15 protein-coding genes are annotated in these 15,168 nt (G+C 45.2%); 8 read left to right on the forward strand and 7 right to left on the reverse strand.

Translation table 11 applies throughout. From position 1 onward, the window contains the following. The first annotated feature begins 125 nt into the window (after nt 1-125). From HMPREF1139_RS09865 to HMPREF1139_RS09875, 3 genes are all read left to right on the forward strand, one after another. Nucleotides 126-1,445 carry an MATE family efflux transporter gene (locus tag HMPREF1139_RS09865; RefSeq protein WP_009651123.1) on the forward strand — a complete coding sequence of 440 codons (1,320 nt, stop codon included), beginning with the start codon at nt 126-128 and terminating at the stop codon, nt 1,443-1,445. Next, the gene (locus HMPREF1139_RS09870) at nt 1,446-2,138 is read left to right on the forward strand and encodes a M48 family metallopeptidase (protein WP_009651464.1); all 693 of its coding nucleotides are present in this window, start codon (nt 1,446-1,448) and stop codon (nt 2,136-2,138) included. A gap of 81 nt (nt 2,139-2,219) precedes the next feature. Further along, nucleotides 2,220-2,729, forward strand: coding sequence for a tetratricopeptide repeat protein (locus tag HMPREF1139_RS09875; RefSeq protein ID WP_009651257.1), 510 nt, complete (start codon nt 2,220-2,222; stop codon nt 2,727-2,729). 41 nt (nt 2,730-2,770) lie between these two features. On the opposite strand, the gene HMPREF1139_RS09880 is transcribed toward HMPREF1139_RS09875, so the two are convergent. The 6 genes from HMPREF1139_RS09880 to HMPREF1139_RS09905 form a co-directional block, all read right to left on the reverse strand. Beyond that, nucleotides 2,771-4,840: a TRAP transporter permease gene (locus HMPREF1139_RS09880; protein ID WP_009651155.1), complete on the reverse strand. Its 2,070-nt coding sequence runs from the start codon at nt 4,838-4,840 to the stop codon at nt 2,771-2,773. A 93-nt stretch (nt 4,841-4,933) separates the two neighbouring features. Then, nucleotides 4,934-5,872: a TAXI family TRAP transporter solute-binding subunit gene (locus HMPREF1139_RS09885; protein WP_009651465.1), complete on the reverse strand. Its 939-nt coding sequence runs from the start codon at nt 5,870-5,872 to the stop codon at nt 4,934-4,936. Between the two features lie 355 nt (nt 5,873-6,227). Then, the gene (locus HMPREF1139_RS09890; protein WP_009651161.1) at nt 6,228-7,100 is read right to left on the reverse strand and encodes a carbon-nitrogen hydrolase; all 873 of its coding nucleotides are present in this window, start codon (nt 7,098-7,100) and stop codon (nt 6,228-6,230) included. A 350-nt stretch (nt 7,101-7,450) separates the two neighbouring features. Continuing rightward, nucleotides 7,451-8,386, reverse strand: a complete 936-nt coding sequence (locus HMPREF1139_RS09895) for a cation diffusion facilitator family transporter (protein ID WP_009651266.1) — start codon at nt 8,384-8,386, stop codon at nt 7,451-7,453. Nucleotides 8,387-8,388: 2 nt separating this feature from the next. Further along, nucleotides 8,389-9,435, reverse strand: coding sequence for an agmatine deiminase family protein (locus HMPREF1139_RS09900; RefSeq protein ID WP_009651316.1), 1,047 nt, complete (start codon nt 9,433-9,435; stop codon nt 8,389-8,391). After that, a complete protein-coding gene (locus tag HMPREF1139_RS09905) occupies nt 9,432-9,674 on the reverse strand; it encodes a CBU_0592 family membrane protein (RefSeq protein WP_009651229.1) in 243 nt (80 codons plus the stop codon). Before HMPREF1139_RS09905 ends, HMPREF1139_RS09900 begins: the two co-directional genes overlap by 4 nt. A 118-nt stretch (nt 9,675-9,792) precedes the next feature. Here HMPREF1139_RS09905 and HMPREF1139_RS09910 point away from each other — a divergent pair, with 118 nt between their 5' ends. From HMPREF1139_RS09910 to HMPREF1139_RS09930, 5 genes are all read left to right on the forward strand, one after another. Next, nucleotides 9,793-10,782, forward strand: a complete 990-nt coding sequence (locus tag HMPREF1139_RS09910; RefSeq protein ID WP_009651132.1) for a c-type cytochrome — start codon at nt 9,793-9,795, stop codon at nt 10,780-10,782. A 97-nt stretch (nt 10,783-10,879) separates the two neighbouring features. Continuing rightward, nucleotides 10,880-11,533 (forward strand): amino acid ABC transporter permease, encoded by a 654-nt coding sequence (locus HMPREF1139_RS09915; protein WP_009651391.1) that lies wholly within the window; start codon nt 10,880-10,882, stop codon nt 11,531-11,533. Further along, complete coding sequence (locus tag HMPREF1139_RS09920) at nt 11,520-12,188, forward strand: amino acid ABC transporter permease (protein ID WP_009651452.1); 669 nt, start codon at nt 11,520-11,522, stop codon at nt 12,186-12,188. Before HMPREF1139_RS09915 ends, HMPREF1139_RS09920 begins: the two co-directional genes overlap by 14 nt. A 9-nt stretch (nt 12,189-12,197) precedes the next feature. Continuing rightward, on the forward strand, nt 12,198-12,935 hold the full coding sequence (locus HMPREF1139_RS09925; protein WP_009651349.1) for an amino acid ABC transporter ATP-binding protein: 738 nt from the start codon (nt 12,198-12,200) through the stop codon (nt 12,933-12,935). 104 nt (nt 12,936-13,039) lie between these two features. Continuing rightward, nucleotides 13,040-13,906, forward strand: coding sequence for a cysteine ABC transporter substrate-binding protein (locus tag HMPREF1139_RS09930; RefSeq protein WP_009651225.1), 867 nt, complete (start codon nt 13,040-13,042; stop codon nt 13,904-13,906). A 34-nt stretch (nt 13,907-13,940) separates the two neighbouring features. Here the strand turns inward: HMPREF1139_RS09930 and HMPREF1139_RS09935 are convergent, their stop codons facing one another. Beyond that, the gene (locus HMPREF1139_RS09935; protein ID WP_083845040.1) at nt 13,941-15,092 is read right to left on the reverse strand and encodes a sugar transferase; all 1,152 of its coding nucleotides are present in this window, start codon (nt 15,090-15,092) and stop codon (nt 13,941-13,943) included. Nucleotides 15,093-15,168 lie beyond the last annotated feature (76 nt).

Raw genomic sequence — 15,168 nt, forward strand, 5'->3', positions numbered from 1 at the left:
CCTTAAAATAAAATTATGATTTTAACAAAAACAAAATTTATCTAGCTTGAAAATTACGGTGTGGATCGCCCGAGCTGGCTAAATTTGCATATTTTTTGCTAAAATACGCTTTTTAAAGGCGATTTATGAACTTATCTCTTAAAAAACTCACCGTGCCGATATTCATCGATCTATTTTTGCACTTCATCACGCTCATCATGAACACTTACATGGTTGCAAAAGTGAGCATACATCTAGTCGGAGCGATGGGTGCTGGCAACGAAGTGATGGATCTTTTTATCACGATATTTAACTTCCTTAGCGTGGGCTGCTCCGTAGTGGTAGCGCAGGCTCTGGGTGCGCGAAACAACAACCTAGCAAAGTGCGTCATACACGCGAGCCTGACATTTAACACTATCATCGGCATCATCTCGGCCAGCGTCATTTACTTTTTCGGATATGAAATTTTGGAGCTTTTGCAAGTGCCGCAGCAGCTTAGAGGAGACAGCTTTAGCTATTTGCATATACTTGGCATCGCGCTCGCATTTGACGGCATCGGCATGGTACTAGCCGCCGTCCTTCGCGTGTATAACCTAGCGACCGCCGTCATGCTCGTATCGCTTTTAATGAACGTCATCACGCTTTTTGGCAACGCAGTCGCGCTATTTGGCTGGTTTGGACTGGCTAACTACGGGCTTTACGGCGTCGGGCTCTCCACGCTCATCGGACGCCTCATCGGGGTTTTTGTCCTGCTTTGGATACTCGTGCGTGTGGCGAAAGTTAGAATTTATATCAAGATGTTGTTTAGCTTGCCGTTTAACATCTTAAAGAAAATTTTATCGGTCGGGCTACCGAGTGCTGGTGAAAATTTACTCTGGACGACGCAATATCTAGTCGCTTTTAGCTTCATCGCGAGCATGGGCGAGGCGAGCCTGAACGTGCAAACCATTTACTTTCAGATCACGCTTCTCATCTTACTTTGCGGAGCGAGCATAAGTGTCGCCAACGAAGTCATCGTCGGACACCTCGTGGGTGCGATGAAATTTGACGAGGCATACACGCGTACGTTTCATGCGCTAAGGCTCGGCCTCATCACCACTCTCGTGGTCGTGCTGGTAGCATATTTTGCGAAATTTGAGATCATGCAGCGGCTAAATTTGACCCCCGAGCTTCAAAAGGTCATACTCCCGCTTTTCACGCTCTCCATCGTGCTAGAAACCGGCCGCACCTTTAATGTCGTCATCGTAAATGCCCTGCGCGCGAGTGGAGACGCGAAATTCCCGCTGATGACGGGCTTTATCTTCATGTGGGGGCTTAGCTTGCCGCTTGGATATTTTTTAGGCATACACCTAGGATACGGCATTGTGGGCGTTTGGGTCGGATTTGTCGCGGACGAGTGGCTACGAGGGCTCGTCAATACCTGGCGGTGGCGAAGCCGAAAATGGCAGTCAAAAAGGCTTGTGTGATTGTTCGGTTTTAAATTCATACAAAAACCAAAGCCGCCAAAACCCGCCAGCAAAAAGGTACAGGTAAATTTTAACGGACTGGCGGTGGCGCTAAATTTTAAAAAGGGAGTGAAAAACTTTCGGCTCAAAGTCGCTAAAAGTGGCGAGATCTCGCTCTCGATGCCATTTTATGCCACGCAAAAATCGGGCTTTGAGTTTTTGGTCAAGCACGCAGGCTGGCTCGCCATGACGCACGCAAAAATTTTAGCGAATTTACCAAAAGAGGACGAATTTAGACTGCTTGGCAAAATTTATCGCATTAAAATAGACGCGAATTTAAAGGATATAAATTTGGCCAAATTTGACGGCGAGATCCACGCGCCAAATTTCAAAGCGCTTGAAATTTACAAAAAAGCCGTAGCAAAGCAAATTTTTACCGAATTTATCTATAAATTCACACCTGTCATCAACCGTAAGATAAATCGCCTCACGATCCGCAAAATGCAGACTCGCTGGGGCAGCTGCAACCACAAAAAAGGCTACATAAACCTCAGCCTAAACCTCATCGAAAAAGCTCCCGAACTAGTCGAATACGTCGTGTTGCACGAGATGACGCATCTCATTTTCCCACATCATCAAAAGAGCTTTTATGAATTTATAGCGGACATCATGCCCGATCGCAAGGTAAGAGAGCTCGCACTAAACGGCAAATAGATACTCTTGCGCTTTGTCAAGTAAAATATAATCTTAAATATGCTAAAATCACGTATTTTAAATTTTAATTAAGGAATTTTAATGAAAAAAACGTTGTTACTATTTGTTGTCGCGCTATGCGCTTTTGGCGGCGATTTTGAGGACGGACTCGAGGCTTATGCCAAGGCTGACTTCAAAACGGCATTTGATAAATTCAGCATCGCTTGCGAAGCCAATAACGGCGACGCATGCACCAAGCTTGGCTCGATGTATTATTTTTCAAGAGGCGTCAAAGCCGATAAGCAAAAGGCTTTCGAGCTATTTACCAAAGCGTGCGATGCAAATTCCAAAGATGGCTGTTCAAGTCTGGGCGGAATGTATAAAAAAGGCGAGAGCGTAAGCGCCGATGCACAAAAAGCGCAAGAGCTTTTCGAGAAGGCTTGCGAGCTGAAAGAAGGATATTCTTGCTCGGTAGCGGGGTCTTATTATCTTGAAAAGCAAACTCCGGAAGGCTTTAAAAAAGCAAAAGAATTTTTTGATAAATCTTGCAGCCTAGGCGACAAGATGGGTTGCCAGTTCGCAGGCGATCTAAGACGCTCAAAAAGGCTGTGATCCTAAATTTGCCGCTTTAATTGGCGGCAAATTCTACCTTTCTACGCGGCTGCCTTTGAAGCGGCTTTATCCTTTTGATTTTTGCCCCATTGAGTCATGAATACAAAAAAGTATATCGCTGTGCCTATCATATAGCCTACATATTCGTTTGGTATGACGGAGTATCTGGCGCAGATATTTGGCACTAGCGTCAAAGGAACGACAAGCAAAAGTAAAATGCGCTCCCAAATGCGAACCTTCGTCACGAAGTAGCCCTGAAGCACGCTCGAAAATGCAAACATCCCGATGATAGCCATGCCAAATACGAGCACGATCTCAACGGGATTACTCATCCAAACGATACCTTTTGCGTCTAGAGGATCTTTTGCATCGATACTTTCTATCAGCATCAGTTTATTATTGAAGAAAAAGGCAAACGGCAATATCGCGGTCCTTAGGTCGTAAAAAAAGCCTTGCATGCCTACGGTGACAGGGTTTGCCTTTGCAATACCTGCGGCTGCATAGGCGGCGATACCGACAGGCGGCGTATCGTCAGCTAAAATTCCAAAATAAAATACGAAAAGATGCACCGCGATGGCAGGTATCAAAAAGCCGTTTTTATGCGCTAAAAATAAAATGACCGGTGCAACGAGGCTTGATACTACGATATAGTTTGCCGTAGTCGGCAAGCCCATGCCAAGTATGAGCGACATCACGGCAGTCAGGATCAAGATAAGAATGATGTTGTTTCCGGCAAGCTGCTCCACAATATCTGAGAGCACTTGACCAAGCCCGGTCAATGATATAGAGCCGACGATAATACCGGCCAAACCGGTAGCTACCGCGATCGTAGTCATGCTTTTTGCAGCAGTCACCATCGCCCAAAATATATCGCTAAAACCGAGCAAAGTATCGTTTAGTCCGACCTTCTCGCCTGCGGCTAGCTTTTTGACCGGCTCTTGAAATATCATGATCAAAAATAAAAATCCGATCGCGTTGAACGCCGCCGAGATAGCGGACTCTTTTAGGATCAAAAGCGTATAAAGCAAGATGAGGATCGGCGTGAGATAATGAAGCCCGCTGAGGAAAATTTTAAACCTTGAGTGATATTCGCTTTGATCGATGCCTTTTAGGCCTATCTTACAGCTTTCTAAATGCACGATGAAAAATAGCGAGATATAACATGCAAATGCCGGGATGACGGCCGACATCATGACATTAGTGTAGCTCATGCCCAAAAATTCCGCTATGATGAATGCGGCTGCGCCCATGATAGGCGGCATGAGCTGTCCGTTTACGCCCGCTGCGACCTCAATAGCTCCGGCTTTCACACGAGAAAGTCCCGCTTTTTTCATTAGCGGTATCGTAAATGTACCGACAGTCACGACATTTGCAGTCGAGCTTCCCGAGACCATGCCCGTCAGTCCGCTAGCGATGACTGATGCTTTCGCCGGACCGCCTCTAAATTTACCGAGCAAAGAGAAGGCTAAATTTATGAAATATTGCCCCGCTCCGGCTCTTTCAAGTAGCGAACCAAATAAAACGAATAAATAGATGAAGCTGACGCTAACACCGATAGGAACGCCAAATATGCCCTCGGTCGTAAGAAACATATGCCCCGCAAGCTTTTCCAGACTAGCCCCTTGATGAGCGATGATATCTGGCATATAAGGGCCAAAATAATCATATATCAAAAACAAAATACAGATGATGCCAAGCGCAGGCCCGATGACGCGTCTGCCGGCTTCTATGAGGATGATGATGGCCACAAAAGCCACTATGACGTCTCTTTGCAAATAATCTCCCGGCCTTGAAGCAAGCCCGTAAAAATCGATCGCCGGATAGAGCACTACGGCAGTTCCTAAAACGCAAAGAGCTATATCGTAAAACGGCATAGAAAAATGCGCTTTTTTATGAAATTTCACAGGGTAAAGCAAAAATACGAGTGCGATCGCAAATGCAAGGTGGATAGAGCGAGAGATGTTCGTATTCATGGGAAAATACGCGATATAAAGCTGAAACACCGACCATGAAAAACATAATATCGCAATGAAATAATTATAAAAATTGTTGTTTATCTCCCTGGTTTTGACCTCTACAAACTGCTCTTCGTTTTCGTTGATATTGTTCATCTTTCCCCTTAACTAAAATTTAAAGATACCAAATTTCGCCTAATTGATATTTGTAAATTTTAAAATTTCAGGCAGGATCTCTCCTGCCAAATTTTATTTTAGTATGCCGGCCTCTTTAAACACGGCCTCTGCAGCCGGGTGAAGCGGAGCGGATAGCCCTTCTACCAGGCTCTCTTTCGTCACTGCTTTTAGCGCAGGATGAAGGGTTTTATATTCCTCGAAGTTATCGAGTATCGACTTTACGACCGCCTTTACAGCCGTATCGCTCACACTTTGATCGGCCACCAAAACGGCCTTCACACCGACACTGTTTACATCATGATCTACGCCTTCATAAGAGCCTTTTGGTATCACGCCTTTAGCAAAATACGGATACTCGGCCATCATCTTGTCGATATCGGCGCCCTCGATATTTAAAATATCTATCGGAAGCGAATTTGCCGCATCGGTGATATTTGCAGTCGGGTGTCCGACCATGAAGCTATATCCGTCTATTTTTTTATCCTTTAGCGCATGTGGGCACTCTTGGACAGTCAAAACGCCACGGTAGCCAAGCTTTGCCACGTCAAAGCCCTTGGCTGCAAATACCGCGAGCGTAGTTACCTCGTTGCCGCTGCCGGGATTGCCGACATTATACTTTTTACCGACAAGATCGCCGACATCTTTTATGCCGCTCTCTTTCGAGACCACAAACGCCAAAAGCTCCGGATATATCGAAACTACCGAGCGAAGTTTATTATCGCCCATATTTTCAAATTTTCCTTTGCCGTTATATTTGTCATACACGACGTCACTTTGCACGAAACCAAATGTGAGCTCTTTTTTGAGCACGTTATTCACGTTATAAACGGAGCCGCCTGTTGATTGGACGGAGCATTTGATATTTGGATCTTTATTTACCAAACGGCATATCGCGCCGCCTATTGGATAATACGTGCCGGTCATTCCGCCGGTGCCGATACTTACAAACTCTTTCGCGCCAAGCGTTGAAGCCAAAAGCAAACCTGCCAATACCACAGAAGTCTTTTTCATTGAAGACGCTCCTTTTGTAAAATTTTGAGTTTTTATCCTATCATAAAAAATATAAAATTTTTATTTTTCAGTTTAAATTTATATTTTTGAGTCTTAAAATTTGATAATTTTACACATTTGCCACAGGAAAAGAAGTCCTAAGTTTCAATTAATATTAAATTTTATAGCTTTTCAAAAATTATACTAAAAAGCTGGTGGATTTTGGCTAAAGACTGACAATAAAAATTTTATGGGTCAAATAGAGTAGCAAAAAATAAAGGCCATGATATCTATCTTGCATAGCTACCTCGATTGATCAAATTTTAAAAAAGCGAGATTAAATTTTAAGGCGGTTTAAATTCTAAACCGCCAAATTTCAGTCGATAAACCTCTTGGTCAAATTTGCATACGCGTCGATGCGGCGGTCGCGTAAAAAAGGCCAAATCCTGCGCACTTCTTCGCTGCGTTTCATATCCACTTCCACGATCTTGCAAAGCTCGCTCTGGCTGTCTGCACGCCAAAGCTGCTCGCCCTGCGCACCAAAGACAAAACTGTTGCCCCAAAATTTGATACCCGCCATCACGCCACTGTCATCTTTTTCAAAGCCCACGCGATTGACCGCGACGACCGGCAGTCCGTTTGCGACTGCGTGCCCGCGCTGCACAGCAACCCAGGCTTCGAGCTGGCGAGCTTTCTCCTCCTCGCTGTCGGCTTCAAACCAGCCTATCGCGGTCGGATAGATTAGGATTTTCGCCCCGCGCAGAGCCATAAGACGCGCCGCCTCGGGATACCACTGATCCCAGCAAACAAGCACCCCAAGCCGCCCCGCGCTCGTGTCGATAGGCTCAAAGCCAAGATCACCCGGCGTAAAGTAAAATTTCTCGTAAAAGCCTGGGTCGTCCGGGATGTGCATTTTGCGGTATTTGCCGGCTATGCTACCGTCTTTTTCAAAGACAAAAGCCGTGTTGTGATAAAGCCCATCGGTGCGCTTTTCAAAGAGCGAAGTAACGAGCACGACGCCGTTTGCGCGCGCCACATCCGCCCAAAATCTAACGTCCGCCTCCCACTCGCCCGCAAGGTCAAAAAAGCCCATCTCCTCGCTCTGGCAAAAATACTGCGTCTGATGTAGCTCCTGACAAACCACTAGCTGCGCTCCGCCCTGCGCCGCCTCGCGCACGAACTCCACGGTCTTTTTGGCGGTCGCCTCTTTTGAGCCGTGGAATTTTTGTTGTAAAAGCGCTATTTTCATTGTTCCTCCTTTGTTTAGTTGCCATAAAATTTACCAGTTTCATCAAAAGACGAGTGAAACTTTTTGCGAAATCAAATTTGACTAGCGAACTTCGCACCGCACGTAAAATTAGATATTTTAAGGTTCTGTTCTAAAAAGCATTAGTTTTTAAAATTTTAAACGTTCTAGCATAGTCAAATCTTATGAAGCGACACTATCGCCGCCGATTTTGAGGGAAGCTGTAAAGCTGACCGCCAAAATCGTGCTATATGTTCGGCGCTTTGTGGAGCAAGTAAGATTTGCGAAGCATTCGTTTAAGACTATCAACACTTTTCAAAGCAGAGCTTATTTTGATAAATCGCTCACGATTTTCATATCTCACACGCCCCAAACCTATCATCGCACGGGTCAAGATGCGCCGTGATCTCCCAGCTAAACCGGCTAAATTTAGCCCTTATCTCGCGCTCTAGCTCGTCTGAGACCGCGTGCGCGTCAAAGAGCGAAATATCTCGCTCAAACACCAAATGCACGCCCAAAAAGCAAGTCTCACCGCTACGCCTGGTCGCGAGATAGTGAAAGCTTAAAATCTCCTTTTTGGATTTTATCATATTTTTGATCGCTTCTATCATCGCGGGTTCAAGCGCGCGGTCAAGTAGCACGGCAAAGCTCTCTTTCATCAAATTTACCGCCGAGTGCGCGATATAGCCGCTGATAATCAGCCCCAGCACCGCATCGACTATCATTAGCCCAGTAAATTTGATAACGATGAGCGCGGCGATGACGGCTAAATTCGTGTAAAAATCGCTCTTGTAATGCAGCGCGTCGGCTCGCAGGATGAGATTGTCCGTGCGCTTTGCGACCGAGCTTAGAAACGCTATGAGCGCACCCGTGACGACGAGCGAAAAGCACATCACCCAAAGACTAGCGCCCACATCGATAGCGGCGTCATCTTGCTTAAATTTTAAAATGCTCTCGTAAAATATAAACGCTGCGATACCGATGATAAAAACGCCCTCAAACAGCGCAGCCATCGCTTCTAACTTGGTGTAGCCGAAGTTGAAATTTTCATTTGCCGCGGCGCGCGACTTTTTGAGCGCGAAAAAATTTAAAAGCGACACGATAAAATCAAGCATCGAATCGATAGCCGAGCTCATCACGGCCACCGAGCCGCTCGCGATGCCTGTGATAAATTTGATGACAGCAAGCAAAAACGCGGTCGCACCAGCTGCCATGACCGCCTTGTTCGCGCTATCGTCCGCCTTTTGACGGCTTAAATTTACATTCGTCTCGTAGTCAAATTTTTGCAAATTTAGCTCCGCTCTTTGCGCTCATTTTGCTTCATAAATTTATTTTCCGCTTCGCTTCGCTCGCTAGAAACATTTTGCTTCGCAAAAGCGTGATACTTGTTTTGACTAGAACAATGAAGAGAGCCATTTTGACGCACGAAAACGAGTGAATTTACACCGATCACTTCGCGTCCTGGCAGTGCCGCTCGCAGCCTTTCAAGCACGAGCTCGTCGTTCGCGTCGTCATACGTAGGCACGATGAGCGCGCCGTTTATAAAAATAAAATTCGCATACGTGCAGCCAAGTCGCTTGCCGCGGTAAAATTTCGCCTTTGGTAGCGGCAGCGGCACGAGCTTAAAGCCCATCGTTTCAAGCTCCGCTCTCATCGCATTTAGCGGCTCAAAATGTTCATCGCTCGGGTCATCGCAGCTAGCATACGCGATAGTGTCCGGCGAGATGAAGCGAGCGAGCGTATCGACGTGACTGTCGGTGTCATCGCCTCTAATAAAGCCGTTTTTAAGCCAGATGATGCGATCTAATCCGAATAGCTCTTTTAGCCGAGCGTCTATTTGCTCCTTGTTTAGGTGCGGGTTGCGGTTATCGTTTAGTAGGCACATCTCAGTCGTTAGCATCACGCCAGAGCCGTTAAAATCGATACTGCCGCCCTCCAAAATGAGATCAACGGGCTTTAAATTCGCACCCAAAATTTTTGCCAGCTCGCCATTTACCGCATCGTCTTTCGCGCTTTTAAATTTACCGCCCCAAGCGTTAAATTTAAAATCATAGCTCAAAATTTCGCCGCCCCGCTCCACATCGATCATCCCGTAGTCGCGTATCCACGTGTCGTCGGTGTCGATTTTGACGAGACGGGCGTTTTTAAATTTGCCAAAGCGCGCGAGGATTTGCTCGTCAGGGCAGATCAGCGCGACCTTTTGAAATGGCGTGATAGCCGCCACGAGCTGCTCATACGAAGCCAAAATTTCATCCAGATACTCGCACCAGTCCGTGCCCGCGTGCGGAAGCGATAAAAGTAAAAGCTCTTGTTTTTCCCATTCGCCAAATGCTCTCAAATTTTTCTCCTGTAAATTTTAAATATCCCGTAAATAGTAATGCCTATCCAAAAGACCTCGATCAAAAATGAGCCAAGGTTAAAATGCACCAAAAGCGAGACGGTGAGCAGCACTGCACCGGCTAAATTTAGTAGCTGATAGCTCATATGCTCGCTCGTGAGCCTACCAAGCTGCAAGAGCAAATACCCAAGCACGATGCAAATCATCCCCACAAGCCCGATAAACTGAAAAATATCCACAAATTTCCTTAAATTTAAAACGAGATTGTAGCATATTTTACGCGCCAGGCTTTTATAAATTTTTCAATAAAATATTAGTATTATATCATTTTTCTAAAAAATATTTAAGGAGTGTAATGTGAAAATCACTATTTTGTTGCCACTTGCGGCCTGTTGCCTGCTAAATTCCGCCTTTGCATTCGACGCGGCGAAAAACAAGGCTAAAAACGCGCTTCCTTTTGAGGCCAAGGTGCAGGAATTTAAGCTGCCAGCAGCCATAGACGAAAACGGTGTCATCGATGAGAGCAAGCTTGGCGACTCACCGTATGCAAAGGCCGTGATCTACGGCTCAAAGCTCATAAACGAGACTACAAGGTATCTAGGGCTTCAGGCAAAGGACGAGAAAAAGCGCTTTGCCGGAAACAACCTCTCATGCTCGAGCTGCCACGCAAGCGGCGGAGTCGCGCAGACGCAAAGCTCGTTTGTAGGTATCACGGCGAGATTTCCGCAGTATAACTCAAGAGGCGATCGCGTCATCACTTTGCAAGATCGTATCAACGGCTGCTTCATGCGCTCAATGTCGGGCAAACCCATACCTACAAATTCCGACGAGATGAGAGCGATGCTAGCCTATATGCACTATCTCTCGGTCGGCTACGAGGTGGGCTCGAAGGTAAAAGGCACGGTAGTAAAGCCCGAATTTATAGATAGAGCCGCCGATCCTAAAAAAGGAGCTAAAATTTATGCGGATAGATGTGCCTCCTGCCACGGAGAAAACGGCGAAGGCGTAATAAACGAAGAGTTTGCAAAAGGCGGAGACTACTACACTTTCCCTCCTCTTTGGGGCAAGGATAGCTACAACACGGGTGCGGGCATGTATCGCCTCATAAAGGCCGCGGGCTACGTAAAATCAAGCATGCCAAAGGGCGATGCGACGCTAAGCTGGGAGGAGGCTTACGACGTGGCGGCATATATGAACTCACACGAACGACCTATTAAGGCTGAGCGCGAGAAAGACTTCCCCGACCGCGGTATAAAGCCTATGGATATGGACGTTGGACCTTACAACGATGGCTTTGACGAGAACGCCCATAGATTTGGACCTTACAAGCAAATGATCAAAAAATAATTTTCTTAAATTTAAGAAGTAATACTAAATTTGTCTTTAAATTTAGTATTACTTCGCTACAATCTCGCAAAAATTTCAGTCGAGAGAAACTACGTTTATGGATTTTGAGTTTATAGCAAAATTTTACCCGATGTATGTAAAAGCCGCGATACTGACGATAAATATCGCATTTTGGGGCATACTTTTTTCGCTCATCGTCGGTATGTTTTGCACGCTAGTGAAATTTTACAAGGTCAAATTCTTAATCCCGCTGATAGAGTGCTACATCGAGCTTTCGCGCAACACGCCGCTGCTTATCCAGCTATTTTTCCTCTACTACGGCTTGCCAAAGCTTGGCGTGCAGATTGACTCATTTACCTGCGCGGTGATCGGACTTACGTTTCTTGGCGGCAGCTACATGGCAGAGAGCTTTCGACTGGGCTTTGAGGCAGTGAGGAAAAGTCAGATTGAGGCTGGACTTAGCATCGGGCTTAGTCAAAATCAGCTGTTGCGCTACGTTATCGTCCCGCAGGCGTTTAGCGTGTCACTGCCATCTATCAGCGCAAACGTGATATTTTTACTCAAAGAGACCTCGATCGTCAGCATCGTCGCGCTAGCCGATCTCGTCTATGTCGCAAAGGACATCATCGGACTTTACTACAAGACGGACGAGGCGCTTTTTATGCTCATCGTAAGCTACCTTGTCCTAATACTGCCGATCTCGCTGGCACTTACGTGGCTTGAAAAAAGGATGAGAGTTGCAAGGAGTTAGCATTTTATTTGACTGGCAAAATTTAGTGCGCCTTGCTGAAGGACTACTAGTCAGCACCGAAATTTCCCTCGTCTCTATCGTCATCTCACTCATCGGCGGCTTATTTTTGGGCGTTTTGATGAGCTCGAAAAATAAATTTATATTCTACACGCTAAAAATTTGCCTAGAAATCGTGCGGATAATGCCACAAATCGTCTGGCTGTTTTTGTTTTATTTTGGCGTCAGCAAGGCTTTTGGCATCCATCTATCGGCATTTAACGCGTCGCTTATCGTTTTTAGTCTTTGGGGCGTGTTTGAGATGATGGATATCGTGCGCGGAGCGATCGCGTCGATACCAAAGCACCAGTTTGAAAGTGCGGCGTCACTGGGGCTTAGCAAGGCGCAAATTTACGCCTACGTCATCATACCTCTTGCCACGCGCCGCTTAGTGCCGGGCGCTGTAAATCTGCTAAGTCGTATGATAAAGACCACGTCGATAGTCGTGCTTATCGGCGTTATCGAGGTCGTCAAAGTCGGCCAGCAGATTATCGAAAGAAATGTCTTTACGAACCCTATGGCGCCGTTTTGGATCTACGGGCTGATATTCTTTTTGTATTTTATAGTCTGTTTTCCGATCTCAAAGCTTTCAAAACGGCTCGAAGAAAAATGGGGATAAGGGGAGAAAATGAGCGAATACATACTAGAACTTAAAAATTTAGAGAAATACTACGGGCAAAATCACGCGCTAAAAAATATAAATTTAGGCGTAAAAAGCGGCGAAGTCGTGGTACTGCTTGGACCATCAGGATGCGGTAAAAGCACGACGCTACGCTGCATAAACGGCTTGGAGCAAATTTACTCCGGGCAGATCGTCATCAACGGCGAAACGATCGATAAAAATTTCAAAGACTGGCAAAGGATCCGCCAAAAAGTCGGTATGGTCTTTCAAAGCTACGAGCTGTTTGACCATATGAACGTGATCGAAAATGTTTTGCTCGGACCTCTCAAAGTGCAAGGCAAAAGCCGCGAAGAAGCCGAGAAAACCGCCGATATGTGGCTAAAACGAGTCGGGCTCATAGAAAAAAAATATGCCTATCCAAAGGAGCTTAGCGGCGGGCAAAAGCAGCGCATCGCTATCGTTAGGAGTCTTTGCCTAAACCCTGAGATCATGCTATTTGACGAGGTTACTGCTGCGCTTGATCCGGAGATCGTGCGCGAAGTGCTCGATGTCATCATAAATTTAGCGCGAGAGGGCATGACGATGCTGATCGTAACGCACGAGATGAGCTTTGCCAGAGCTGTCGCGAACAGGATCGTATTTATGGATGCAGGCGAGATCGTGGAGATAAGCGAACCGGAGCTCTTTTTTACACAGCCGCAAAGCGATCGAGCGAAAAAATTCCTAAATTTATTCTCATTTTAGTAAAAACAAGAGATAATTTATCCGTTTCCAGTCCCAGTTTAGGCCAAATTTTAGGTCTTACATCTTCCGTGGCATATTGTGTCACTTATTTTAAAGGAGAAAGAATGAGAAAATTTAGCATTTTCTTTTTGGCAGTAATCGCTACCGTCTTTCTAACGGGTTGTGGTGAAGAAAAAGGTGCTGACAAGTCAGCCTCCGCGTCGTCAGAACAAAAAACCGACGCCATAGCTAAGATCAAGGAGCGTGGCTTTGTTCGCATAGGCGTTTTTAGTGACAAGCCACCGTTTGGCTACGTCGATAAAGACGGTAAAAATCAAGGCTACGATATCTACTTTGCGAAACGCATCGCAAAAGACCTGCTTGGCGATGAGAGCAAGGTAAAATTTGAGCTGGTCGAAGCTGCCGGGCGCGTAGAGGTTTTGACCGCCGATAAGGTCGATATAACATTGGCAAATTTCACAAAAACGCCTGAACGAGCGCAGGTTGTTGATTTTGCGCTTCCATATATGAAAGTCTCACTTGGCGTCGTTAGCCCGGAAGGCGACGTGATAAAAAGCGTAGATGAGCTAAAAGGCAAAAAACTGATCGTCAATAAAGGCACGACCGCGGACGCATATTTTACAAAAAACTACCCTGACATAGAGCTCGTAAAATACGATCAAAACACTGAAACCTTCGCGGCTTTAGTCGATAAACGCGGGGCTGCTCTTGCGCATGATAACGCTCTGCTCTTTGCGTGGGCAAAGGAAAATCCGGGCTTTGTAGTCGGTATCGAAGCGCTTGGCGATGTCGATGTGATCGCACCTGCGGTCAAAAAGGGCAACACAGCTTTGCTTGAATGGCTAAACAACGAGATAATCGAGCTTGGAAAGGAAAATTTCTTCCACAAAGACTACGATGCGACGCTAAAACCGATATATGGCGATAGCGTAAATCCGGAATCTCTCGTCGTCGAGGGCGGGAAACTGTAATTTATCTGTTTGGTGGATTTTTTCACCAAACATCCTAACTTGCTCCTTTGCGCGCCAAAACGACCTTAAATGTTTTGATAATGATGACGATATCGTTCCAAATACTCCAATTTTTCATATACCACGCATCCATCTGCGCTCTGGTTTCAAAATCAACATCACTTCTGCCGCTGACCTGCCAGATGCCAGTTATGCCCGGACGCACGGCAAGGATGAGATCTGCGTATTTACCCATATCCTTTTTCTCATACTGAGCGCAGGGTCTAGGGCCTACGATGCTCATCTCACCTTTTAACACGTTGATAAGCTGGGGCAACTCATCAAGAGAAGTCTTGCGGATAAAATTTCCAAATTTTGTGATCCTTGGGTCGTGCTCATATTTATGGTATTTTTCAAAATACTCATTTTCTTGCGGATTTGCTTTTAGATACTCTTGCAAAATTTGCGAGCTATTTTCGCGCATAGATCTAAATTTCAAGCATCCAAAAAGCCTGCCGTTTCGCCCCATCCTTTCATGCGAGAAAAATATTTTTCCATTTGGCTCTTTTATCTTTATCATAGCCATTATTACTAAAAATATAGGCACTAAAATAGGAAGCGCAAAGACGATAAACACGATGTCAAGACATCTTTTCATTACCATACGCGATCTACTTTTTAAAGAATTTTGGATAGCAAAAATATTTGTCCTAGAATTAAAAAAACCATAAATATGGGCTTTTGTGAAATCATAGGTTTGCAACATGGGCGCAAATAAAATTTCTTTATTCGCAATTATATTTTGCTCAATCAGCTCATTTAAAATTTCGGGTTTTAATTTCTCATTGGTTATAAAAAGAGATTCGTAACCTCCACCCGTCTCTTTCACATATCCAAGATATCGATTTGTAAAAATTTCAAGCTCAAAGTCCGTATTTTCGCCGATAACTTTTGCTCTTTTTTGCCAAATTCCTACTGCAAAAAGCTGTCTTTTTAGTATAACTTTCGATATCGGCAACAAAAACATCATAAAAATAAAGCTCAAAATAAAAACCATTCTTGAATATTCATAATTTATCTTTATCAAAGCCAAGATCGCAAGGCTCAAAAATAGCCCCAAAAAGCAGCTCCTGACTATAATGTAGCTCTCATGCCAAAAATCATATCTTCTAGTATAAACCCCTTGAAAAATAAATAAAAAGATCATGATCGCTTGCACCAAAAAAAGACCAATATACCTGCTGGCATCGTGAAAAGCTCCACCACCATAGATAAAATTTTTA

Source organism: Campylobacter sp. FOBRC14 (genome assembly GCF_000287855.1).
Taxonomy (GTDB): Bacteria; Campylobacterota; Campylobacteria; order Campylobacterales; family Campylobacteraceae; genus Campylobacter_A; species Campylobacter_A curvus.

What these genes read in the sequence shown, in the direction of transcription:
- HMPREF1139_RS09880 (WP_009651155.1), bottom strand. Translation starts at nt 4,840, where the DNA reads ATGAACAATATCAACGAAAACGAAGAGCAGTTTGTAGAGGTCAAAACC.
- HMPREF1139_RS09875 (WP_009651257.1), top strand. Translation starts at nt 2,220, where the DNA reads ATGAAAAAAACGTTGTTACTATTTGTTGTCGCGCTATGCGCTTTTGGC.
- HMPREF1139_RS09915 (WP_009651391.1), top strand. Translation starts at nt 10,880, where the DNA reads ATGGATTTTGAGTTTATAGCAAAATTTTACCCGATGTATGTAAAAGCC.
- HMPREF1139_RS09935 (WP_083845040.1), bottom strand. Translation starts at nt 15,092, where the DNA reads ATGATCTTTTTATTTATTTTTCAAGGGGTTTATACTAGAAGATATGAT.
- HMPREF1139_RS09865 (WP_009651123.1), top strand. Translation starts at nt 126, where the DNA reads ATGAACTTATCTCTTAAAAAACTCACCGTGCCGATATTCATCGATCTA.
- HMPREF1139_RS09925 (WP_009651349.1), top strand. Translation starts at nt 12,198, where the DNA reads ATGAGCGAATACATACTAGAACTTAAAAATTTAGAGAAATACTACGGG.
- HMPREF1139_RS09930 (WP_009651225.1), top strand. Translation starts at nt 13,040, where the DNA reads ATGAGAAAATTTAGCATTTTCTTTTTGGCAGTAATCGCTACCGTCTTT.
- HMPREF1139_RS09885 (WP_009651465.1), bottom strand. Translation starts at nt 5,872, where the DNA reads ATGAAAAAGACTTCTGTGGTATTGGCAGGTTTGCTTTTGGCTTCAACG.
- HMPREF1139_RS09890 (WP_009651161.1), bottom strand. Translation starts at nt 7,100, where the DNA reads ATGAAAATAGCGCTTTTACAACAAAAATTCCACGGCTCAAAAGAGGCG.